The following is a 24,579-nucleotide window of genomic DNA, read 5'->3' on the forward strand; positions in this document are numbered from 1 at the left end:
GGCTGGATTCTTTTTTATGTTTTCATATTTAGATATTCTGGCAGGGTGACTATTTCATGAAAACATAAAAAAGGAAGAAGGAATGAGGGAGTAATATGGTAGTAAAAAAAGAAAAACCATCAAATAAAATAAAATGTATCAAATGTAATAATTTATTAACTGAAAATAGTGATAATTTCTATACACATAAAAGTCCATTTATTCAAACACAAAGATTTCCACTTTGCAGTAAATGTATTAACAGTTATCTAAATGAAATTGAGTCTGTTGGGTATTTGAACAGAGTTAAAAAGATATTACAGCATTTGAACAGACCATTTTTAGCAGATGTTTGGGGAAGTAGTGGTGAAGAGTGGAAAGAGTATATTAGGATGGTATCTTCTTTGCCTCAATACAAAAATATGACTTATGAAAATAGCACAGAACAACAAATTAATCATATTAAAAATGAAGCTGAAAAAGAGGAAGTACTGGTAAGTGATGATGATTTAATAAATAAGTGGGGAAACGGTTTTAAGCCTGAAGAATATTTAGCTTTTGAACGTAAATATAATTTTATTAAAAAAGATTATCCTGTTAACAAGGCAATGCATGTTGAAGCGCTTAAGAAGTATTGTAGATATGCTGTTAAAGAAGAGTTTTCTTTATCGAGTAACAATATTAAAGATGCTGAAACATGGTCAAAATTAGCGAGTAAAGCTGCTGAAGATGCAAAGATAAATCCAAAACAATTATCAAAATCTGACTTAACTGATGGTGTCGATAGTTTTGGAGAACTAACAAAGGCTGTAGAAAAAGCGGTTGACATCATCCCTATTTTGCCACGATTCATAGAAAGACCACAAGATAAAGTCGATGTTACTCTATGGTGCTATATAAACTATGTAAGAGATTTGGAATCATTGCCACCAGTGTCTTACAAAGAAATTTATGAATTCTATGAACAGAGAAAAAGAGATTATGAAGACCAAATAATTCACAATTTTGAAGAAGGTGATATTCTTGAGTGATTATCGTTCTTCATTAGACAGTAATATCGATAAATACATAGATCTTATCAGTTGGTGTAGATGGAATCCTGATTTATGGTATGACATGATAACTCCCGAAACTGGTGGAATGATACTAGATTTAGATCAGAGAGTTTTTTTGCGTTCCATCACTAGATTTATTAGTACATATGGAGTTTTCCCAAGGGGCTATGGTAAGACTTTAAAAGAAGTGATGGGTATGATTCATACAGCTATTTTCTTTCCTTTGATTGAAATTGCAATGACCGCACAAACTCAGCAAAATGCTTCCAGCCTTGTAGAAGAAAAATGGAAAGAGTTAACAAGGTTTTACCCGTTGCTGTTGAATGAGGTAGAGGGAAAGCCTTCTTTTACAAAAGATAGTGCAGAGATTAATTTTAAATCTGGTGGTCGCATTGATGTTTTGGCAAATGCTCAAAGCAGCAAAGGACAAAGAAGAAAACGACTTCAAATAGAAGAGTCAGCATTGTTAAATAATGAATTATTCCAAGATTGCATTGAACCAATTCCCAATGTACCGCGCAGAACTATTGGTAAAAATGCACTTATTAATCCTGAAGAATTAAATGGACAAATTAACTTTTTTACAACCAGCGGTTGGCGTGGAACAGATGAGTATGAACGAAATTTAATGATGATAAAAGAGATGGCTGAATTAAAAGGTAAAATTGTTCTAGGTTCAGATTGGCAATTAGCCGTACATTATGGTAGGGGTGAACCAAAAGCAGCTTTACTTGATAAAAAATCAAGGCTATCGCCAACTTTTTTTGCTCAAAATTATGAATCGAAATGGGTTGGCACTGTAGATGGCTCAATTGTTGATATAAAACAATTACTTAATCTAAGAGTGTTAGAATGCGCTGAATTTAAAAATGATGGCAAACACGAATACATACTTTCGGTTGATGTAGCGAGATCACATAAGAAAAATAACAATCAAACATCGATTGCTGTTCTAAAATTAATACGAACACCAAAAGGAAGATTGAAAAATATTCATTTAGTGAATCTAATCAATCTTAGAAATGGCCTTACTTTTGGTGCACAAGCAATTGAAGTTAAAAGAATTCGTAGACGTTATTCGGCAACAATAGTCGTTATTGATGGTAATGGTGTTGGTTCTGGTCTTTTAGATGAATTGATAAAAGACGCTGAAGATCCGTCAACAAAAGAGAATCTTGGCTGCTGGGATACAATAAATACAGATCATGAAGCAGAAATTAAAAATGCAGAAAAGGTAATTTATAACTTTGTTTCGCAAGCGTCAAACCATGATGGGATAGTTAGTATTCAAGATATGGTAATAAGCGGAACTCTTCAATTGCTAATTAAAGACACAAATATAAAATATGACGATACTAATTATGCCGAAGAAATCTATCCTTTTGTGCAAACAGATAGATTAATAGAAGAAATCGCTAATCTAAAAGTAGTGACTCAAAATAATGGCAAACTTACTGTACAGCAATTAACAAAAAGGATAGATAAAGATAGATATTCTGCATTAATGATGGGGATTTGGTATATTAAAAATTTTTTGAATAAAGTTATAGAAGAAAAAGAAATAAATATAAAAAATTTCTCACTTACTAGAAAACCCAAAATATACGGAAAAAGAAAGGGGGCAAGTTTTTGAGTCAAATTGAGACTAAATCAGATCAGTATTTTCGAGCTATGAGTATTTTTAAAGAGCTTGGTTTCATCAATATTAGCAATAAGAATAAAGGTAATTCAGTTGTAGAAACATATACGAGTGAAGATGTTAAGAAATTTCTTAAAAATAGAAGCAATGTGGCAAGCCAAAAAAAACTTAGAAATATAAGTCGATATTTACTAAGTGCATCGGGTCATTATCAAAGACTAATATTATATTTCTCAACTTTACATACTATGGACTATACTTTACCTCCAATGACCACAGACATAGGAAGTGTTAATCCTAAGAAGTTTAAAAAAGATTATGAAGAGCATGCAAAAGTCGCAGAGAAGATAGATATTTCATCTTCATTCTTGGAGGCAAGAATTACATCATATGTTGATGGCGCCTTTTATGGTTTTGCAAGACCAACTAAAAATGGTTTCTATCTTCAAAAACTAGATCCAGATTATTGCAAGATTACTTTCATTGACCCCGATACAGGATTGTTAGGATATTCATTTGATTTCTCTTATTTTAACAATAATACCTCTATGCTAAATTCATTTCCTGACTATTTCCGAGAAATTTATGACCGCGTGAAAGGAAATAATTCATCTTCAGAAAAGTGGGAAAGAATTGAGTCCCCATTGGCTATTTGTTTAACGGCTTCATATGATTTTAATCCTGTGCCAGCATTTTCTAGTGTGTTTGAAGGTATATTGGATATTGCTGATTTTAAGGCATTGGCTAAAACAAAGGAAGAGCTGGAAAACTTCATGCTTCTTTTGCAGAAGATACCTATGGATAGCAAAGAGGCCAATAAGTTTTTAATTGAAGAAGATTATGTAAAAACATTCCATGAAAACTTATTAGACATTTCTCCTGAACAAGTAGGAGTTGCAACAGGCCCAATGGATATAACGGCAGTTAAATTTGATAAAGACACATATGATAAAAATAAAGTTGGGCAAGCAACCACTCAATTTTGGGACGAAACTGGAGTGTCAAATTTACTTTTTAGTGCAAATGCAAGCACCAGTTCCGCCTTGAAATATTCCACAGGAACAGATGAATCTGATGCTTTTAGATTGATCAAAGTTATTGAGAAGTGGTGCAATTCTTATATTCAAGCAACAGGAAACTATAAATATAGCTTTAAGTTGAATATTTTGCCAGCTACAAAACTAAATCGCAATGAATTGATTGAGAGTGCATTAAAACTAGCTAATGCTGGGATGCCAGTCAAAAATGAAATTATGGCTTTAAGAGGGTATAGTCCCAATACAGCCTTGATGAATTCTTACCTTGAAAATGAAATCCTTAAACTTCCAGATGTTCTTGTTCCCTTGTCATCCGCTCATACTGCTACACCATCTGATCTTAATGGTAGACCAAAAACCAAAGAAGAGGATTTGTCGGATAAGGGCCTTAAAAATAGAGATAACGAAAGTAACAAGGAAGATTAAGGAGGTGATAATGATTAATGGATAAGGTAATGCGATTTAGCGTTAAAATTGACAATGTTGAAAAAGTAGATTCGCGTTTCTCTAAATGTAAAATTAGAGTCTTATATGCTGGACTAAATAGAAATAACACTTACATATCAGAGGAAGCAATCAATGAAGCATCCTCAAGCATTTTTAACATTCCGATTGTAGGTGAATATAACAAAGATAGTCAGAATTTCGGTGGTCATGGCGGTAAAATTGATACTTCAGGAAACAAACCTGAGTATGTTGAAACTACAATGGCATATGGAGTTGTTCCAGAATCGGCTAATATCTATTGGGAATCCGTCGAAGAGAACGATGGTACTATTAATAAATATTATGTGGTGGACGGAGCTTATCTTTGGACTGACAGATACGAAGAGGCTAATGATTTATTAGAACGGGAATATAATCAATCAATGGAAATCAAAAATATTGAGGGCAACTTTTCAACGATAGATGGAAAAAAAGTCTATGAAGTAAAAAAGTTTGTATTTTCAGGTCTTTGTATTCTTGGAGTTAATAAGGAATCAGATCCAAATGGTAATGTGGCCCCATGTTTCGAGAGTGCTTCTATTGTTGCATATTCCTTAATTGATAATGATTTTAAGAATGATTTTAGTAATATGGTAAATGAATTGAAATTCTCTGTGCAAGGAGGAAAGGATTTGAAGAAGAAAAATTATAACTTGACTGCATCTCAACTGTTTTCAGAAGCAGAAAGAGAAGTGGCAGGGCTTGGCACTTATACGGATGAATACTGGGGATTTGATATCCAAAACTTTTACCTTGTAGACATTGATACTGAGAATTCAAATGTGATTGCATTTGACAATCAAAATCATTACTTAGTAGGTGCTTCTTTTAGTGTTGAAGGCGATAAACTAAGCCTTGATAAAGATTCTATCAAGAGATTTAAAGTCGATTACACACCAATGGATATTGAGACAGATACCAATTTTACTTTGGGATCGTTTAATAAGTTTGCAGAGACCGTAAAAGAAAACACAGAGAAAAATGTGAAGTCTGATTACGAGGTTAAGGTTGTTGCTATTGAGGAAAAGTTTAATCTGCTTCAACAAGAATTTGATGATGTTAACTCGAAATACAGCAATAAACTCCAAGCAGAAAAAGAGGAAGCTGAGAGAATACTGTTTGAATCTTTTGCATCTGAACTATCAGAAGAAGAAATGAAAGATGTAAAAGATAATAAAAATACATATACTCTGCAAGAGATGGAAAATCAATTGTATGCAATTGTGGGAAAAAAGAAAGCCAAATTTAGTCTTCAGCCCAATAAACAATCGCTAATTGATATCACTCAGAATAAAAATGCGAGAAAAGGTTCCGGGAAAGTTTATGACGATTTGTGGGATGAATAATAACCACATTTCTATAATTATTAGAAAAAACAAGGAGGACATTATAAATGTCAGTTAGATTGGATAAAATGCAAGCCATTTATGGCGGTAATATTGAAAGTGTGCTTTTGAATGTTGATTTGGAAAATGGAGCTATCACAACAATTGGTGGTCTTGTTGATGGCAAGCGCGAAGTTGTGCAGGGTGCAACTCCAGTGAATGTTTCTATTGAAGAGATTCTATTGATTGCATCTCCTGAAATTGTATATGAGGCAGAAAAGCACAATATTCTTGACTTTGTAAATAAGGCTGGTAAGCCAGCACGAGCCTATCACTATACTGTAGGTGATACAGTTACCATTACAGACGATATGATTGATGGCACTAGTGTTAAGAATCAATATTTGGTTCCCGAGAATGGTTCTGCGAAGTTGAAAGCTGTTGCCGATTTGTCGGGAGATGCTCGTTTCGCTGCACTGGTACTTGAAAAAGTTATGCTATATGGCGAACCTGCAACACGTTACAAAGTTCTCAAACACTAAAAATAAAAATAAATAATATAATGGAGTGAGTATAATAAATGCGTAATAACAAACTTATTCAACTGGGCATTGACCTTTCTAAAGGCACAACCGGAAATTATTCGACAGAAGAGGCGAATGATAAGCTTCGAGAATCTTTGAATAAATTAATGGGTTCTGAGGATGGCAAGTTTAATGCAAAAGCATTTCGTAAGAACAAAATTGAAATTTTTGAAATCCTAGAAGAAGTAATTGATGCTAGAGTCGAAGAAGGACTCAAAGATCAGTTTGAACAATTTGTCGATTATCGTTCTGTGAAATTTGGTGATAAACTCTCTTTTCTACCTGAAACTGATGAACTGTTTGAGGTCGCAGAAATTGCTGGAGGAACTAACAACCTCAATCGTCAACGTCTCACGTATGGTCGCCCATATCAAATTACAACTGGATGGGAAGGCGTTAAGATTTATGAAGAACTTGAACGCTTCCTAGCTGGTTACATTGATTGGGTAAAATTGGTTGACAAAGTGGAGCGTTCCTTTAAAAGAGAAATTACTGAAAAGATTTTTACTGCGATTAAAGCTGCGTATAACGCCCTGTCTGCTCCATATAGATATGGTGGCGCTTGGGACATTGATCAATTCGATACCCTTGTTTCTCATGTTGAGGCAGTTAGTGGATTGAAGCCAATGGTAATTGGTACACGAAAAGCCGTCCGTAAAGCAGTTCCTGAATTCATTTCAGATAAAATGAAAGACGAACGCAATCAAGATGGATACTTTAAGACTATCGATGGAATTACTTTTGGTATTATTCCACAAGCTCATAAAATTGGTTCAACTGATTTTGCAATTGATGACGATTTCTTGCTTGTGTTGCCGAACGGCGATGAAAAGATTGTGAAGTTCGTCATGGAGGGCGAAGCATTGATTGAAGATGGCGAAGGTAAAACTAATGCCGACGACTCTAAAGAATATAGTGTCCGTAAGAAATTTGGTATTGGTGTTGAGACAACAGCAAAATACGGCGTATATATTCTAGAGTAATTTTCTGTAGTGGGGAAAGAGTTATCTTTCCTCACTGTATCAAAATGAAAGGAATGATCAAGAAATGGCACAACGAACTAATAAAACTAAATTAGAAGAAAGCTCTCTTGTTTACGTAGTAAGTAATTTTGATGGAGTGCTTACATATAAATGTCCTCGTTCTGGTGAATCTTGGCTTTTTAAAAATCATGGCGCTAGTGACACTATGACAGTTGGACAACTAAGAACTATGCTTTCTCAAAAGCCCAAGTATATTGAAAAAGGCTGGATTAAGGTTGACAATGAAGAAGTGGTTCAATTCTTAAATATTTCTAAATATGTAAAAAACACATTGACCAAAGACGATTTTGAGCGACTGTTTGAAGAAGATCCAGAAAAAATTGAAGAAGTCCTAACTGGTTTAGATAGTGATTATTCAAAAATTTCTGCTTTTGATTTGGCTAGAAATAAATATGTCAATGGGAAACTTAGAGATCATTTTGTTATTAGAGCAATCGAGAAGAGTCTTGGTCAAAAATTAGACCCGAATTCTTAAGGAGGGTTTGTTTTGGCTACAAACTTTGAAGAGGTATACGATGCATTCTTGAGTCAGATTAATGATGCGAAATTTATGAATACAGATGAAGACAACTTGCTTAAATACAGATATCTTCTAAATAGTATTGCTCGATTTCCTAAGTGCATGGTTAATTTAAAAAAGCGTTCAGAGACCAGCTTTGATGAAGAATTGACGGATCAGGACATCCTCATACTTAGTAATTTAATGGTTATTGAATATCTTTCTCCTAAAATTATTTCGCTCAAAAATCTGGAACAGACAATGAGTACGAAGGATTTTTCCATGACTTCTCAGGCGGCGCATTTAAAACAATTGTCCGACATTAAGAAAGACAAGCAGAATGAAGTCAATAAGCTATTGATTGATTATACATATTTGAATAGTGATTTGAGCAAATTACGATGAGTTATTTAGATAAGTATAAAAGATACAATGAATCGCTTGGTAGAAGTGTTAAAGAAGAAAGAGAAGAAGATTCAAAGAGTTTCATATCCTCGGCCTTTAAAGATATCCCTAACTATGAAGAAGTGTACTTGAATGATAATGAAGAATTCTCAAGTGTGCAAATGATATCTGATGCAAAGATACCAACAACTAAAATTGTTGTTATGTATTCGAATACTACCATAAAATCTGGAGATTTATTGAAGAGACAAAATGGAGAAAGATGGATATGTCTAAGTTGTGACCCTAACTCTGTGTACGATAAAGGAACAATTGAAAAGACCAACATCAACCTAAAATGGGTAGACGAAAATGGAATCGTTCAATCTCATCCATCTGTCCTCTACTTTAATGCTCGTTCAACTTCTGGCATTGATGAAGGAAACATAATGACTCTCCCTGATGGACGTAGACAGATTGTTTTGCAACGTAATGAACATACGCTTAAGTTAAAACGCGACAAACGCTTTATTATTGGCGGTGAGGCATTTAAGGTAATCGACATTGATTATGTTAGTGATGAGGGATTGGTCAATCTAAGTTTGCAATCGTCTGGAGACTTAAATCCTGCTAATGATAATTTAGAGTTAGGGATTGCAGACTATTACAATAATATAGCAGACTATAAGATTGAAATCTTAAACGGATCTTTTGCAACAATTAGTAAAGATCAAACGCTTCAATTAAATGTTAATTTAACAAATAGAGATATCCCCGTTAAATCCCCCGTAATAGAATACCTCGTTAGTGACGCAGAAGTAGCTAATATTGATTTCAATGGATTAATTACACCAATTAAAACAGGTTCGATTTATGTTACTGCTACATACATGAATGTGTCTACACAAATTGAAGTAAGTATAGCGGAATCAACTGCCTATGGATACACCTGTGAAATTATTGGCTCTGATGAAATTGCTAAAGGAATGACTAAATCCTATACTGTTAAATTTTATCGCAACGGGGTTGAGTATCCAGATGAAAGTAATTTTACATTAACTGCTGATGATGGAGTGTCTAGTACCAATTTAGCGATCATTAGTTATCAAGATAGTGCGGAAAATATCTGTAAGGTTTCGGGACAAGCTTTGGGATATGTTAGATTGCATGTTTCAAATACTAATGGTTTATCCTCAACAAGCAAAAGATTAAGAATTAAATCACTATTTTAAAAAAATAATTATAAGGAGAGTGAAATATGAGTCAAGCAATTATTCGATTTGGTGAACTTAAAGTTGAAAGTTTTGTCCAAGGAGTTAATAATAACTGGCTTATTTACAGTGAATTGCCATTTTCAAAGCAACATTCAAGCGGTCTAGATGGTGATATTCTAATTGGAGCTACGCCAACAGTAGAAATTATTGATGCTGATTTGGATGTTGCTGTTGATCCACAGTATGCTTATGCATATTCAATTTCTACCGACAATAAGCTGAAGATTGCATTTAATAAAACAAAGCATCCAGATAAGGGTAGTGCGTTGGAAGCCCTAAAATGTATCAGTATCACCTATGAATTGGGGCATTTAACTCCTAATGGTGGATTGTACATTGCAATTTTCCGAAACTCTTTGGGTGAAGAAATCCATCGGACAACCCCAATTTCTCTAACTCAGTGTAATACTGTAATTTCAACCTTCAATGACACTCGTCAAATTGATACAGGTGGATATTTGAGATGTGAGGTAATTCCTGATTTTGTTGTAAGTTGAGGTGATTATGAGTGTCATTTCTAAAGGAAATAACCGATTATAAAAATACTGTAATCAATCGAATATTAAGTGATTCGGATTTATGTAAAGCGATTTCTTATAACAGTAATGATTTTCTTAGTCAACCACATATCGAAGATACGTCTATGTTGATTTATAACAACATCTATCCATATAGATTTATTCCTGATATTAAGATTGAAGCCAAATCTTTTATTACTTTGTCTTGTACAGATTATAGGCCATCTGGCAATAGTTTTAAGAATGGGCTTTTAGGTATTTATATGTTTACTCATCGAGATTTGTTTAAAACAGACTATGGGTATACAAGAGTTGATTATGTATTGAGCAAGGTTGAGGAATTGATGAATTCCAAAAATGGAATTGGTATAGGGAGATTGTCCTTTAATTCTTTAAATGAGTTTGCTGTTAATGAAAAATTTCAGGGTTATGCATTGACTTATCGACCTGTGGATTTTAATTGATGGTTGAAATTAATAGGCTTGATGCATTTTTAGGTAATCCTTATATGTTGAATGGTATAAAGATATATTCCCCTACAATTAAGGAAGTATCTAATATCGGCCAAGAAACATATTACTGTCATCTAGTGCTGTCTTCGTTTGATAAAGAAAAAATACTTATTGATTTATTAAAATTTGACATACATAAATATGAACAAATATGCAATGGAAATGACTATGAGGTATTAACCTCGCATCCTGGTATTAGAGACTATATTACCGAGTCATTGTCTTTTTTTACAAAAGAAGATGTTAAGTTTGAACCTGCTACTAATTCATTTCAAATTGGAGAAATGGGTTTTATTGATATAAATAATTATGTTGATGTAGCAAATGTTATCAGAGAGCTTAATGGCAATTTATCTCAAGAACAGAATAATTTAAAGCCTTCTACAAATAAGGCAAAGCAAATGTTAGAGAAAATGATGGCATTCTCAAAGAAGCAAGAAAGCAAGGAAGATTATCTCGACCTTAAAGACATTATATCTATCTTGTCTAGTGCTCCAGACAATGGGATCACTATTTTTAATGTTGGAGAATTAACCATCTATCAAGTATATGAACAGTTCGAAAGAGTTAATCTCAAGGAAAGCTTTATCAGACTACTACCTGTTTGGGCAAATGGTCATTTAGATAAAGATAGTAAATTACCAGAATGGATTACTAAAACAAAGTTTTAGAATACATAAAAATTATGAGTACATACTTTAGGAGGATTTTATAAATGCTAAACCTTGGACGTTACGGTTCTCGTAACAATCTAAATCTACAAATTTTTGATTTTGTTTCTTCTACTCCAATTATGACATTCGATTATGCTACAACAACAACGAATGAATTTACTGGAGAAACTGTCTATGCCCGAGGCGGAGACGGTAACCCACGTCGAATTAGCTGGAGTGGTGATAAGGATTCTACACTTGCTGTAGAAACACAAGTATTTACACTACAACATCTAGCAATGCTGGCAGGAGAACCTATTGAGAAAGGTGCTCAAAATATTTACAAATCTCAAGTTGTTACTGTTGAAAGTGATGGATCTGGCGGTAAGAAAATTACACTCTCTAAGGCTCCTATTAACGGAACAGAAAGTGTGAAGGTGTTCAGTTATGTAAATGGTATTATTTCTGAGCCGCAAACAGTGTCCAATGTTACTGGAAAGGATGTTACTCTTGACTCTGCTTCAACTATTCAAGTTGGACAAGATGTAGAAGTTTATTACCAATTTACTGCTGCCAATGCAGCAAAGCTTTCCTACACTTCTAAAGGGTTCCCCGGTTATGTATGGATTGCTGGCGATACGCTTTATGCTGATGAAAAAGCTGGTGACGTAGTAGCTGTTCAACAGGTATTCCGTAAGGCCAAGCTTCAACCGAACTTCACCGTTACCTATTCACCTACAGGAGATCCAAGTTCTTTAAGTTTGACATTCGACTTGTTCCCTGTACTGGTTAATGGTCAAGAAGTTATGAAAGAAGAAATTATCTACGAAGATGAAGAATAAATATAATTAAATTTATAAAGGGAGAGTGCGATAATTGCAAACTCTCCCTTTATGTACTTAATAGGGGGTCTACAATGTGGGACGAGGAAGTAACAAGGAGTTTTCTATTAATAAAATTGACATAATGGCTAAACGTTTTGAGCCAACCAGATTTTATTTTGGTGAACATTATATAATCTATAATAAAAATTTTCGAGAACAAGAAATTGAAAAATTAGTTGAAGAATACAATAAGGTAAAAAATGCTGTAAATAGGCTCGATCCAAGTTTCAAACTATTAAAGGAAGCATTAATTATAAAATACTTTACTAGATTTGGATTTGAGAAGTTTGATTTAACTCTTAATAGAGACATTAATAAACTCGTCAAACAAACCAATAATCTTTATGATATTCTTTTTGAACAAGAAGAAACATCATACCTAAAGAAAATCATGTCTCTTTTCAATCCTTCAGATATCGAAAAGATTGAATCTCTTATTGATATTAATGCTTAATGATGAAAGGAAGGAAGTATGAGATATTGTAGCTCTGACCATTTCTATGAACAACAAGGAGCATTAATTTGTTGGATTAGAAATGAATTGAAAATGAGTCTTCAAAATCTTAGTGATTACTCTGGTTATGAGCAAAATGATATTAATGATTTTGAACTTGGGTCTTCTAGTGCAAATGATTGGAATACAATGTATGACGATTGCATAAGGGGCATTATGAATTATTGCAAAGAAAACGGAATTAATTTTACAGATATTCTGTTTAAATTAGCAGAAACGAGAATACATGATGAAAGACACATTTAATTGTGATGAGTGAAGCTACTTTGATATGGTAGCTTCACTTTATTTATATGGAGTTGCGATATGAAAGTAGTAAAAATAAATATATTAAAAGGGAGATAATAAATAATGGCAAAGAAACTTACAAGTAGTATTTTGAATAAGATTAATAGTAAATATGAGGAACGTAAAAAGATTTATATTTTAAACGGAGAATATGAAGTTCAAATTCATAAATATTTTAAAGATGCATTGATTGATAAAGTAGCGATTCAGTACATAAAATTTTTACAAGAACTTAAAACCAAAAAGAATATTGATGATGAAATCATTAAAGACACGATTGTTTTATTGGATACGCTTATTCTTCGTGAATTTACTGATCTACCTATTCCCAAAAAGAACAATGTTTCAAGCTTAATTAAGGTTACACATGATTTATTGAATAGTGGAGTCTATGTAGAAGTAATGAATCAAATCTCAGATACAGAAATAAAGCAAGTACATCAAAAACTTGAAGCATACAGTGAACAAATTGGACAGTCTTTCGGAGAAATTGCTGTTAGAAGTGCTATTGAAAAGAGTAAAGAAGAGTCAGCAATGGCCTAATTATATATCAGGAGAAGTGCCATGTGCTGGTGCTTCTCCTTTTTTTATCGTTAAACGAAATATTATAAGGATGTGTATAGATAAATGTCAAATGAAAATTTGGGAATATTGATCAGTGCAGAACTCAACACTGGATTGAGTCTAAAAAATATTAATGAGGGGATAAAAACACTAAGTTCCCATCCATCTTTACAGAAACTAAAAATAAACATTTCTATTGACGAAAGTTTCGTAAAAAGTCTGTCGTCATTAACGCAAAATCTAAATAAAGTTACTAACCAACTTCAACAACAAGCCTTAGTCAATAATGATGTTAGCAATAGTATTAGAAACACCACACAAGGTATTAAAGAACAAACTTCAGCGACAAGAGAAGCTGAAAAAGCAACTAACAATTGGATTAAAGCACAGGATAAGGTTAATAATAAAGGTAAGACAACTACATATAAAAGTACAATTAATAATGACGTTCAAAAAGTTAAAACAGCAAATGATGGCGCAATTTTAGATATTACCAATATTAAAAATTACGAGAAAGACGCAAAAGACGCACAAAATATAATTGAACAAATGGCTCAAGGTAGAATTGCATCTGAAACAAGAGTAAGAGAATTTGAACGTCAATGGAATGAAAATCAACAAAAAGCGATTCAACAAAATGCAGATTTAGAACGTAATGAAATTGCAAAAACACAAGCATATCGTCAAAGATATGAGCAAGATTATTTAAAGGCAATTCGTCTACGTGAGATTCAGGATACAAAAACATATAATAATTTAAATAATAAAATTGCCAATAGTAAATCTAGTGCAACAACTGGCATTGAAAGCACGAAAGCACTAGACTTACTTAATCGTAAATATACTGAGATTGGTCAACGAGTAAATGAACTTAAGAATTCAGGAATACAATTAACCGAAAGTGAACTTGCTGGTATTCAACGTAGAATTCAAGCACTCGGAAACTTGGCTTCCAGACAGAAGCAAATGGAGAAAGATAGCGCATCTCTACTCTCCACTCAAATACGCGCCGAAGCACAGGTTAATAATTTAATTAGTCGTGCATCCTTGAAAGATGAAACAAAAAATCAACTAACCTCTCTTCTATCTCAATTAAAAACACTAGATTCATCTACATCTAATTTTAAAGGTAAGGCACAACAACTAACCCAAAATATCAATCGCATCGGTGTAGAAGCTAGAAATTCGTCTGAACATGTTCATGGTCTTAGCAAAGCATTCTCTAACATGGCTATGTATGCGGGTGTGGGTAGTGTTTTTTATGGTTCAATTAATCTTCTTAAAGAAATGACTCAAACCATAATCCAAGTTGATGGTCAAGTAACGCAATTAAAGCGTGTTATGGACAGTGACACGGACTTCGATGAGATGCTTCAAAAAAATATGGATATGGCAGAGAAGTTTGGAATTTCACTTCAATCTGTGAATGATACCGCTATTGAGTTCGGAAGAATGGGGTTTTCAGGAGATCAGATTGATTCATTAACAAAGTCGGCTACTCTTGCTCAGAATATTTCTGAAATGAGTGCAAAAGAATCTGTTGATGCCATTGTTGCTTCAATGACAAATTTTAATATTACTGCTTCTGATAGTATTAAGATTGTTGATGAATTGAATGAGGTAGATAATAACTTCAGTACTACGAGCAAAGATTTGGCAATTGGATTAACTAAGACCGCTAATGTTGGTAAAGTCTTTGGTCGTTCAATGGAGAATATTCTTGGTGATATTACTGCAATACAGCAATCTACTCGTGAAAGTGGTTCAGTGGTCGGAAACGCACTGAAATCAATTTATAGTAGATTGACAACTATGGATAAGTCAGAAGATTTGTTGGCTCAAGCCGGAGTTAAAATGAAGGATATGAGTGGCAACGTAAAAACCGCCGATCAACTCATTACTGAACTTGCTGCTAATTTTGGTCATCTCAATCAAGAAACACAGGAAAATATCGCAGTTGGCCTTGCAGGACGCAACCACATGTCGCGATTTATTGCCCTTCTTCAGAATCATAACATTAGCGTTAAAGCGGCAGAAACGGCACTTAACTCTCAAGGTTCGGCAATGCAAGAAAACGAAAAACGCATTAATTCTCTTGAGGCAAGAATTGAAAGAATGAAGGCAGTTTGGCAATCGTTTAGTGTTGCAATGGGTGAATCAGTAATTTCAGATACAATTGCAGTCATTACATCTCTTATGTCTGGATTAGGTAGAGTGTTTGAGTTTGCAGCAAAGCACATTGGCGGACTACCATTAATATTTGGGGCGTTAAATGCAGTATTATTTCTAACAAGTAAGGGGTTTAGAGAACTTTCAATTGGCTTAACTGCTTCAATTTTAAAATTGTTTGGTGTAGTTCCTGCTGCAACTGCCGCCGAAGTAGGTATTATTGGAGTTGCTGGCGCTCTAAATATCGCGAAAGCTGCACTAAGAGGTTTATTGGCTTCAACAGTTATCGGTGCTGTTTTTGCGGTTATTGGGTTTGCTGCTGAAAAACTTATTAATCATTTTGCTAAGACAACCGATGCAACAAATGGTTTAACAACAAGTCTTGAAGACCTAGATCAAAAATCATCGGAATTATCTAATCTTAAAAATCTCTCCAATGATTATGAATTGCTTTCTAAAAAAACAAGTTTAACGGCAGATGAAAAAGCAAAATTAGATAAAGTTGAAACTGAATTGCAGAATACATATGGAATTAGTTTAACTAATCTCAATGGTCAAACGGATGCTACTGGTGCGAATATAGCAGCAATCAAGAATAGAACGGCTGCTTTGCAAGAAGAAATTAAAACCATGCGTGAAAAAGCGATTCTTGATTATCAAACGCAACAAGTAGATATTAATAAAAATATTGAAGAACAAACCAAAAAAGTTGAGAAGTTAAACGAAGCATATGTAGACGCACAAAGACAACAGACCACATTCACAAATGATCGCGCAAAAGGAAAATATTCAAATCTCTCCACAAAAGAATTGGATAGAATTGCTCAAGATCTTGCCAATGGTGTAGAAACTGCGAAAAAAGCTTTTGATGATGAAAATACCGAACTTCAAAAATCAGTAGAGAAAAAGACACAAGCGCTTAAAAGTGAATTTGCTATTTATATTGATGGTCTTAGGGACTCTGGTCAAAACATAAGTTCGCAAGCAGAACAACTAGCAGAAGTTTATGCGGTTATGGCGGGGAAATCATCCGATAATGAAACATCTATTTTTTCAAATTTCAAACAGGCTTTTGAAATCATTAAGAATATTAAGGCAGATAATATTAATGATTTAGTTACTGCATTTGAAAAATTGCCCGGAGTAGCAACAATTGCACCCGAAGTTAAAAAAGCATTGGAAACATTGCTCGTCCCGGGAATAACTGGTTTAATTGATGGTACGGATGCTATGGGTGACTCATTTAAAACATTAGAAGATGCTTTAAATGAAGTCGAAAGAAAGTTTGATTCTGCTGCTAATACAATAAAGTCACTTACTGAAGCTCAAAAAGAATTAAAAGAGAATCATAAACTATCTGCTGATACTTTGTTTGATTTGGTATCCAAGTACCCAGATTTACTGAAATATGTAGATGACGAAAAAGCACTCAACAGAGAATTGTCAAAGGCCATAAAAGATGAAAGAAATGTTCAAAAAGAAGCTTTTAAAGAAAAACTAACATTAAATGAACAGTTCTTTAGCAATATGATTAAGGGTAATAAAAATGTTTGGCCTCTTGTTGCGAAAGCTTATGAAAAAGATTACAAGGATTTTAAAACGGTAGCAGATGCCAAGAAAAAGACAAATGATTTGTTATTGCAAGCCATAGGTTCTGATTGGAATAAATATTTTGCTAACGAAAAATTGGCGCTACAAGAAGTTATTCAGGCTCCGATGAAATACAGAAACCCATCACCAGAGTTAAAAAAACAACTTGAAGAACGGGCTGAGATGGCAAAGAGTCAATTGGCTGCTATAGAAGCTATGGAAAAGCCTATTGATTTAAGCGTTAATGGGAATATAGATTGGTCAACATCGTTAGATGATGCAAAGAAGTCTACCGATAAATTCACAGACTCAACTTCTGACACTGTTGAGATACTAACTGACCTTCAAGAAAGAATTAAAGCCAACGCCGATGCTCTAGATAGACTTCATAGTAGACAATCCAGAATGAAAAAAGGAACGGAAGAATATAAAAAATCAATTCTTCAAGAGATTGCTCTACTTAAAGAACAGAAAAAATTATATGATGAAGGTTATGAGCATCCAGAAAGATTAGTTTCCACTAAAGTTACGACAACCACAAAGACGACGACTAATGGAGGAGGTTCATCTTCTTCCTCTTCATACTCTTCTGGAAACAGTTCAAGTAGTACAGGCGATTATTCAGACATCATTAATAAAAATGCCTCTGCAAATAAAGTAGATGCGAATTTGATTAAAGCCATCGTAGCTCAAGAAAGTAGTTTTAATCCAAATGCAACATCTCACGCTGGTGCTCAAGGGCTTATGCAGTTGATGCCTGATACCGCTAGAAGCTTGGGTGTAAAAAACAGTTATGATCCCGAACAAAACATTGCAGGCGGAACTAAATACTTTGCTGGTTTGCTGAAACAGTTTGATGGAGACGTAGAACTTGCGTTAATGGCATATAATGGTGGCCCATCCAGAATAGAAAAATGGCGTAAGACTGGCAAGTCCATTGCTGCACTACCTAAAGAAACACAGCAGTATGCTTCTAAGGTTTTAGGAAAATATAATTCCTACACAGGGAAGTCCACATCTTCTACTATATCATCAGCTAATGGGGTTGCTAAAACAACTGTCAAAGCTGGCGACATATCGACTACTGTTAAAACCGACGGGCCAACAGCAGAAGAAAAATCAGATGCTAAAGAAAACGCTAAACAAAAATCAAATGAAATCGGAGATCTACTTTATCAACAATATATTCTACTGCTTGATGAAACTAAATTAGAGTTTGAAAATAAAATAGCAGACGAACAAAGAAAAATTGATGACTCTAAACGAGTTCAAGATACTTTAGACCCAAATTCTGTTGCTTGGAGACAGGAAAATAATAAGCAAAACAATTTAAAGAGTAACATTCAAAACATCAAGCATGACGAGAAAAATGAACTCACGTGGTTGATGAATTATCTTGGGGTACAAAATGCTGATTATGATCAATTCTTAAAACAGTTGAGTGCTGAATGGAAAGATATCCAGGCAGATAAAAATTCTACTGCCGTTTCCAACCTAGATAGTCAAATTGCTGAATCCAGACAAGCAATTACTGACTACGGAGACTCTATTGAAGTATCCAAAAATAAGATGGCTCAATTTGCTGTGGGTGCAGAAGGATATAACAAAGAATTAAATTATCAAATCGCCACAACGAAGAAACAAAAATCCGCAAACGATGAATTGATACAGTTCTACGAGAATCTTCTCAAAGACGGTAAGCTCGCTCCTGGTGTAATTGCTAAATATACTCAAGAATTGCAGGAGTTAAAAAAAGAAGATTACGCATCCACCGTTAAAGACCTTAATGAACAATTGGCTGCTTCTAAATCTTATCATTTAGAACAAAAACTTTCTGATTTAAATAATCAATTAGATTTGTCAAAAGCCAAAATGAAAGGTCTTAGAGAAGGAACAGACGAGTATAACAAAGAGACCAAAAATCAGATTAATATTATTAATGACCAGATTGCCGTCACCAAAGAGTTAATTGCTAATGAAGAAATTCAGTCTAAAAATGAAGAGCTATCTGCATCTGACAGAGAAGACCACAAAAAGAAACTTCAAGAATATACTTTAAGCCTCTATGATTACTCAGATGCCATTAAGTCTTTACGTGCAGATTATGCCGATAAGATTATTGATAACTACAAGAAAATGCTTCAAGAACAGCAAAAACTTCAAGATGCTGCTTATGACAAACAAAAAGAAGCAGAAGATGCTCGTCATGAAGCTAGAATGAATAATCTTGATGATGAGCTATCTAGATTTAATGATGTAATTAATGCTCAGTCCAAAAGTTTAGACAGAGATGTTGCAGCGGAAGATTATCAAGATCAATTGTCTAAACTTCAAAAAGAAAAAGCAGAATTAGACGCTAAATTTAGTAGCAAGTTATTAGATGATTCTCTTGAAGGTAAAGCGGCAAGAGCAGATATACAAAAAGAAATTGATGCTAAACAGGAAGAAATCGCCAAACTTCAACGTGACCGTGAAATTACTATTCGTAAGGACGGACTACAGGATCAACTTGAAGATCGTCAAAAAGCTATAGATAAAGAAAAGAAGCTAGAAGACGATAAGAATAAGGACATTCTAAAGGGCATTGAAGATGCTAAGAAAAAGAATGATGAATACTATGATGGTCTTTTGAATGATGAACAGTATTTTTACAATATGAAGCAAGCCTTGATGAGTGAAGATACGGTAAAAGTTCAAAACGAACTTAATATTGTTCAGGCTGCATATGATACATTCTTTAAAGATTTGGAATCTAAATCAGGTGTTTACGGAGCGAAGATTGCTGAAAATCTCAAATACTCCATTGGACTAGATAAAGATTATGCTAAAAACTTCCCTCTTTCTGATGGTAATGGCTCTGCTTCTGGCAATGGTCAAATTGGTGTTGGTGGTAATTCATCTAATTCACCAATTCCTAATCCAAAGGATACTCCGCAAGCACGTTCAGCGTGGCAAGCATATCTATCCAATAAGCAACAAGCAGAACTTATTCGCAAAGATATGGAAAAGAGTAAGAAAGATAAGGCTAAATATACTAAGTTAGAGAATGATTTTAATGCTCTTAAGGGTAAAAATGATGTAATCCGTAGTCAATATACTTGGTTTCCTGAAGGTAGTTATGATGAATTAAAGAATAAGGATATATTTTCTGCTGAAACTGGTGGTATGACTCCGGCCAATATTGGCAAAGAGGGCAAGTTTCTTCTGGCTCATGAAAAAGAATTAGTCCTGAACAAATTCGATACATCTAGGATTCTTGAGTCGGTTAATATTGTTCGGAGCATGACTAGTAATTTAGGAAACCTGAATAGAATGCTTTCACCTAATGTCTATAATAAAAATAGTAATTCAGTAACTAACCCTGTTATTAACATTCGAATTGACAATGTTGAAGGCACAAAAGAAGGGGCTAAGATTGTAACAGATTCAATTGAAAGAATGTGGGAAAAAAAATTTAGTCAAGGAAATTAAAAATATCAGGGATGCTCTTTTGAGCATTCCTTTTATATATGGAGGAAATATGTTAGGAGAAATAGATTTTTCAAAAAAACCATATACACCAAGCTACTTTTTAGCTAGACCAGATAAAGAAATTATAAGCAAATTAAGTGAAGCATATAATGATAATTTGAAAATTCCTGTTAATGAAACAAGTAAACTTTCACTAAGCATCCCATATTTAATTGATATAAATCATGTTCTAATGAGAAATAAAAATATTGATTTAGTAAAAGAAAACTATTTAATAAAGATGGTTTTTGGTAAATCGGTTTCATGGTTTACGATTCTGGAAGTTAATGAAGTTATGAGTGAAGATTCAAATTATAAACAAATTACGGCCTACGGATTAGAAATTGAATTGGCACAACGAGTATTAAAGGGATATAAAGCAGAATCAAAAGGCGCTAGAACAGTACTGACAGAAATGTTAAGCGAAACAACATGGTCAATTGGAGACATTGATGTTGATTTTGAATTATCTAAACGGAGTTTTGAATTTCTAGATAATAAGTTACTGGGTTCCATTTATGATGTAGCAAATACATATAACGCTGTTGTTCAATTCGATACTGAAAATCAAACCGTAAATTTTAAGAAAATGGAACTATTTGGTCAAGACAAAGGTTTGACATTTTCTTATGAAAGTCTCCTAAAGAGTTTTGACAAAAAGTCGGATGCAAAAGAATTGGTTACAAGATTATACCTCGAAGGAAAAGATGGGTTGACAGTTAATGCTATATCACCAACGGGTCAGAGTTATCTTGAAGACTATTCTTATTTCATGTACCCGTTTAAACGCGATGAAAATAAAAATGTAATCGAACACAGCAACTATATGTCTGATTTTTTATGTAATGCAATTCTAGATTATCAAGAACTCGTTGAGCAAAATAAAGACCAATTCCAGTTACTTAAAGCGGCTAGAGATGGATATGCATCAACAATAAGTACAAAGAATTCGGAATTGATTGATCTGCAAAATCAATTGAAGGTTATTTATAACATCGTTGATAACTATCAATTAAATACAAGTAAGATTCCAACAATGTTCTTTGAGAATATTGAATACACTGGTTCTACTCAAACAATTGATTTTAATCAACTCCAAACCATGTATCCATATGCTGTAATGGTTAAAGTTTCTAGTGCCTCTGATGTACAGATTTCACTTAATGGGAGTCAAAAGTTTATTATATCCAATACATGGACTTTACTGGGTAAAGTGAATACGGTAACTACATCGAATGTTCAAATTACAGGTAACGGAAACGCTACGGTTAATATTCAAGTTACAGCAATTAATGAAACTGAATACAATGCAACCAATAACGACAATGCAATAATTGAGCGCTATTGCCCCAACAATAAGCAGATGCAAATTGATGTAAAGAATACTGAGATTGCGGAGCAAACTGGATATTTAAATAGTATTCTTGCTCAAATCACAAGTCTTCAAACTTTGCTATCGAGTAGCAATAATTTCACTCCTGATCAACTTATTGAGCTTCAACGATTTGTTAAAGCCAGCACTTTTAAAGATGATACATATATTGATGCTGAAGACTTACTTAAAGACGGAAGAAAAAAATTTGAAGAAGTTCGTGTACCGTTATTAACTATAGATGTTGATGTTGTTTATTTCTTGAGCGTCATTGAAGAACAATCCAAATGGGATAAACTTGTTATTGGTGACGATGTTTCAATTAAGTATGAACGCATTGGGGTCAAAGTTAAAGCAAAAATAATTGAAATCAACTATGATTTCGAAGGTGAAAAGATTTCCCTTACACTCGCCAATGTCAGGAATGATGGTAGTGCTGCTTCTCAGATGCTTGATTATCTTAAAAAGTATGAAAACTTTTCAACCACTATTGATGCCAACAAACCTGATTGGCTGAAATCCGTTACTGATGTATCTGACATGAGTTTGCTTTTTGAACAGTTTTGGGATAAAGTAACCAATCAAATCAATATGAGTATTAATGAAACTGTGACTATTGACAATCGCGGCATTCTACTCTATGATTCAAACGATCCTATGCGCTTCCTGAAATTGTCACATGCCACAATCGGAATGACGAAATCGGGTGGGCAGCGATACGAGTTAGGAATCACACCTGATGGAATCGTTGCAGAAGCTCTGTACGGCAAAGTTGTACTTTCCCAACGTGTCGTTGTCGGTGATGCAGACGGTGTATGGCTCATGGAAGGCCCGAAAACTACTATCACAGATAGATATGGTAGAGTGGCTATGAAGTTAGGACTATATGAAGAGAATCCAGACTTATACGGTATGATTATTAATCGTTATGATGGCTATGACATTAATTCTACATTGATTAATAAAGTTATAGCTAATTCAGAGGATGGCTTTAAAATTCAAAGATGGAACGGCTATTCTTTCGATGATGTATTTTCTGTAGACAATAACGGTTACTTGAAAACTGTTGATATGGAAGCAAAATCATTGAAAATAGTAGATAAAGACAATCAACTTCTATTGAATAGCTATACCAAAGAAATGAACATTGGTAGATTCGATAATATCATCACTGATGGAAAACTTACAGCTATAGAGAAATTACAGGTGTTGGGTGAACGGACAAGAATTATGTCTGAATACATTAAATTACTTGATCAGGCCGAACAATATAAGACAACAAGTAGAGATGATACCGTAAGGATTGACATTCAACCTTTTACGGATGCTTACAATAATCTAATTGCTTATCTGGCTCCATTACTCTCTAATATGACTGAAACATCAGATATTGATCGTGATGAGTTTATTCAGAAATTCAAGGATTACTATGATCAAGTGGTCGCAATTGTAAATGCCATAAATGATTCAATAAAGTATAGTTCGGTACAGCTTGGCTCACTTTACAATGGCACTATCATAGACGCGATAAACGGTGTTACAGTTACTCGCTCAGATACTATGTTCCGTTCTGTTATGAACGCAACTAGGGGCTTCTATCTACAGCGTAATACAAACACGGCTGAAAATCCCAATTGGGTAGATCTAATATGGGGAGATTTAAGTGGTGTTTTGCATGCAGAAGGATTGAAGTTAAACAGTTCATTCTTCACAAATGGCGATATTACAGCAGCAGCAATTAATGGTTCATCAATTACCCTTCGTGATCCAGATGGTGGAGTTATGAAACTATTCCCTGGATTGGAAATGGGGCTTTGGGCAGGAAAAAATGCAGAAAATCCAACAGACGCACCAACATGGCTAAAAATGGACGGCACACTTATTACCAAGAAACTTCTTGTTCAAAATGGTGTTGATGGTGGATTGATGATCGACAGTGAAAAAGGAATTATCAACTTTAATCAGTGGAGTGCCACAGGAATTGCGGCTCTTGATGCACAACTTATTTCTGCTATTATGGTAAGCGCGGATTATGGGATTATCAGTGATATTGTTGCTAAGTCCTTATCTACAATGACTAGAGCGGCAATTGCTGACTGGTCAAATTTTATTGAAATTAAAGATAAAACAATTCAATGGGTTACGGGTAGAGTTAATCAAGGTGAACATATTAGTGTTAATGGTGACCTTATGTATTGGGTAGATTCATCTCAAACTGGGATAATGACCAAGGAAGTAACTGCATGGCCTGTTTACAAGTATGATCCAGACGACGACAATAAGAAAGTAAAAATGGAAGCAGGATTTAATGATTCTGGCGCATCAGCACAACCTTATTGGCGAATGGGTGAAGGTGATGGTGGAATTGGCAACTCAGGAATTGCTCGTTTTGATAAATATTTTGGTGGTCTAAAAATTAGGTATGGTAGCGGGAATTACGATAAAGAGAGAAGTATTGATTTCAGAGATAGTGGAGTATATGTTATTTCAGAAGGTCAAAAGGTAAATATCACGAGTAAAGACTTAACTGCTACTATACAGGATGGAGAATGTAAAATAGTTCATTCTTCTGGCTCAATAATTCATATGACACCAGATGGAGATATAATCACAAAAGCTACCAGAGACTATATTCAAGAAGCTGGAAGGAATATGAAATGGAAAGCACAATCATTTGATTTTGAAAATTAAATAACCTAA

Annotated in this window: 18 protein-coding genes; all 18 read left to right on the forward strand. The window is 34.1% G+C overall.

Annotated features, from left to right (window positions below):
• The first annotated feature begins 95 nt into the window (after positions 1 to 95).
• Positions 96 to 1,010, forward strand: a complete 915-nt coding sequence (locus tag KP014_RS15425) for a hypothetical protein (protein WP_051500455.1) — start codon at positions 96 to 98, stop codon at positions 1,008 to 1,010.
• Positions 1,003 to 2,667, forward strand: a complete 1,665-nt coding sequence (locus KP014_RS15430; protein ID WP_051500456.1) for a hypothetical protein — start codon at positions 1,003 to 1,005, stop codon at positions 2,665 to 2,667. Before KP014_RS15425 ends, KP014_RS15430 begins: the two co-directional genes overlap by 8 nt.
• The gene (locus KP014_RS15435) at positions 2,664 to 4,136 is read left to right on the forward strand and encodes a hypothetical protein (protein WP_036600903.1); all 1,473 of its coding nucleotides are present in this window, start codon (positions 2,664 to 2,666) and stop codon (positions 4,134 to 4,136) included. Before KP014_RS15430 ends, KP014_RS15435 begins: the two co-directional genes overlap by 4 nt.
• Before the next feature lie 17 nt (positions 4,137 to 4,153).
• Positions 4,154 to 5,542 (forward strand): hypothetical protein, encoded by a 1,389-nt coding sequence (locus KP014_RS15440; RefSeq protein WP_036600905.1) that lies wholly within the window; start codon positions 4,154 to 4,156, stop codon positions 5,540 to 5,542.
• A gap of 47 nt (positions 5,543 to 5,589) precedes the next feature.
• Positions 5,590 to 6,063: a hypothetical protein gene (locus tag KP014_RS15445; protein WP_036600907.1), complete on the forward strand. Its 474-nt coding sequence runs from the start codon at positions 5,590 to 5,592 to the stop codon at positions 6,061 to 6,063.
• A gap of 38 nt (positions 6,064 to 6,101) precedes the next feature.
• The gene (locus tag KP014_RS15450) at positions 6,102 to 7,088 is read left to right on the forward strand and encodes a hypothetical protein (RefSeq protein WP_036600908.1); all 987 of its coding nucleotides are present in this window, start codon (positions 6,102 to 6,104) and stop codon (positions 7,086 to 7,088) included.
• Between the two features lie 64 nt (positions 7,089 to 7,152).
• Entirely contained in the window at positions 7,153 to 7,623 is a 471-nt protein-coding gene (locus tag KP014_RS15455; RefSeq protein ID WP_036600910.1) for a hypothetical protein, read from the forward strand.
• Positions 7,624 to 7,635: 12 nt separating this feature from the next.
• On the forward strand, positions 7,636 to 8,052 hold the full coding sequence (locus tag KP014_RS15460; protein ID WP_051500457.1) for a hypothetical protein: 417 nt from the start codon (positions 7,636 to 7,638) through the stop codon (positions 8,050 to 8,052).
• Positions 8,049 to 9,263: an Ig-like domain-containing protein gene (locus tag KP014_RS15465; protein WP_036600912.1), complete on the forward strand. Its 1,215-nt coding sequence runs from the start codon at positions 8,049 to 8,051 to the stop codon at positions 9,261 to 9,263. The genes KP014_RS15460 and KP014_RS15465 overlap by 4 nt, the downstream gene beginning before the upstream one ends.
• Positions 9,264 to 9,289: 26 nt before the next feature.
• Positions 9,290 to 9,802, forward strand: coding sequence for a hypothetical protein (locus tag KP014_RS15470; RefSeq protein ID WP_036600914.1), 513 nt, complete (start codon positions 9,290 to 9,292; stop codon positions 9,800 to 9,802).
• An 11-nt stretch (positions 9,803 to 9,813) separates the two neighbouring features.
• Positions 9,814 to 10,287, forward strand: coding sequence for a hypothetical protein (locus KP014_RS15475; protein ID WP_036600916.1), 474 nt, complete (start codon positions 9,814 to 9,816; stop codon positions 10,285 to 10,287).
• The gene (locus KP014_RS15480; protein WP_036600918.1) at positions 10,287 to 11,006 is read left to right on the forward strand and encodes a P-loop NTPase family protein; all 720 of its coding nucleotides are present in this window, start codon (positions 10,287 to 10,289) and stop codon (positions 11,004 to 11,006) included. Before KP014_RS15475 ends, KP014_RS15480 begins: the two co-directional genes overlap by 1 nt.
• 44 nt (positions 11,007 to 11,050) lie before the next feature.
• On the forward strand, positions 11,051 to 11,830 hold the full coding sequence (locus tag KP014_RS15485; protein ID WP_036600920.1) for a hypothetical protein: 780 nt from the start codon (positions 11,051 to 11,053) through the stop codon (positions 11,828 to 11,830).
• A 76-nt stretch (positions 11,831 to 11,906) separates the two neighbouring features.
• Complete coding sequence (locus tag KP014_RS15490) at positions 11,907 to 12,326, forward strand: hypothetical protein (protein WP_036600923.1); 420 nt, start codon at positions 11,907 to 11,909, stop codon at positions 12,324 to 12,326.
• A gap of 18 nt (positions 12,327 to 12,344) precedes the next feature.
• Positions 12,345 to 12,632 (forward strand): hypothetical protein, encoded by a 288-nt coding sequence (locus tag KP014_RS15495; protein ID WP_036600927.1) that lies wholly within the window; start codon positions 12,345 to 12,347, stop codon positions 12,630 to 12,632.
• 105 nt (positions 12,633 to 12,737) lie between these two features.
• Positions 12,738 to 13,217, forward strand: a complete 480-nt coding sequence (locus KP014_RS15500) for a hypothetical protein (RefSeq protein WP_036600930.1) — start codon at positions 12,738 to 12,740, stop codon at positions 13,215 to 13,217.
• A gap of 84 nt (positions 13,218 to 13,301) precedes the next feature.
• Positions 13,302 to 20,468: a phage tail tape measure protein gene (locus tag KP014_RS15505; RefSeq protein WP_051500458.1), complete on the forward strand. Its 7,167-nt coding sequence runs from the start codon at positions 13,302 to 13,304 to the stop codon at positions 20,466 to 20,468.
• Entirely contained in the window at positions 20,428 to 24,570 is a 4,143-nt protein-coding gene (locus KP014_RS15510) for a phage tail spike protein (protein ID WP_139210564.1), read from the forward strand. Before KP014_RS15505 ends, KP014_RS15510 begins: the two co-directional genes overlap by 41 nt.
• Positions 24,571 to 24,579 lie beyond the last annotated feature (9 nt).

The sequence above is a fragment of the Paenibacillus sophorae genome (genome assembly GCF_018966525.1).
Lineage (GTDB): Bacteria > Bacillota > Bacilli > Paenibacillales > Paenibacillaceae > Paenibacillus_AQ > Paenibacillus_AQ sophorae.

What these genes read in the sequence shown, in the direction of transcription:
- KP014_RS15425 (WP_051500455.1), top strand. Translation starts at nt 96, where the DNA reads ATGGTAGTAAAAAAAGAAAAACCATCAAATAAAATAAAATGTATCAAA.
- KP014_RS15440 (WP_036600905.1), top strand. Translation starts at nt 4,154, where the DNA reads ATGGATAAGGTAATGCGATTTAGCGTTAAAATTGACAATGTTGAAAAA.
- KP014_RS15445 (WP_036600907.1), top strand. Translation starts at nt 5,590, where the DNA reads ATGTCAGTTAGATTGGATAAAATGCAAGCCATTTATGGCGGTAATATT.
- KP014_RS15450 (WP_036600908.1), top strand. Translation starts at nt 6,102, where the DNA reads ATGCGTAATAACAAACTTATTCAACTGGGCATTGACCTTTCTAAAGGC.
- KP014_RS15455 (WP_036600910.1), top strand. Translation starts at nt 7,153, where the DNA reads ATGGCACAACGAACTAATAAAACTAAATTAGAAGAAAGCTCTCTTGTT.
- KP014_RS15465 (WP_036600912.1), top strand. Translation starts at nt 8,049, where the DNA reads ATGAGTTATTTAGATAAGTATAAAAGATACAATGAATCGCTTGGTAGA.
- KP014_RS15470 (WP_036600914.1), top strand. Translation starts at nt 9,290, where the DNA reads ATGAGTCAAGCAATTATTCGATTTGGTGAACTTAAAGTTGAAAGTTTT.
- KP014_RS15480 (WP_036600918.1), top strand. Translation starts at nt 10,287, where the DNA reads ATGGTTGAAATTAATAGGCTTGATGCATTTTTAGGTAATCCTTATATG.
- KP014_RS15485 (WP_036600920.1), top strand. Translation starts at nt 11,051, where the DNA reads ATGCTAAACCTTGGACGTTACGGTTCTCGTAACAATCTAAATCTACAA.
- KP014_RS15495 (WP_036600927.1), top strand. Translation starts at nt 12,345, where the DNA reads ATGAGATATTGTAGCTCTGACCATTTCTATGAACAACAAGGAGCATTA.
- KP014_RS15500 (WP_036600930.1), top strand. Translation starts at nt 12,738, where the DNA reads ATGGCAAAGAAACTTACAAGTAGTATTTTGAATAAGATTAATAGTAAA.
- KP014_RS15505 (WP_051500458.1), top strand. Translation starts at nt 13,302, where the DNA reads ATGTCAAATGAAAATTTGGGAATATTGATCAGTGCAGAACTCAACACT.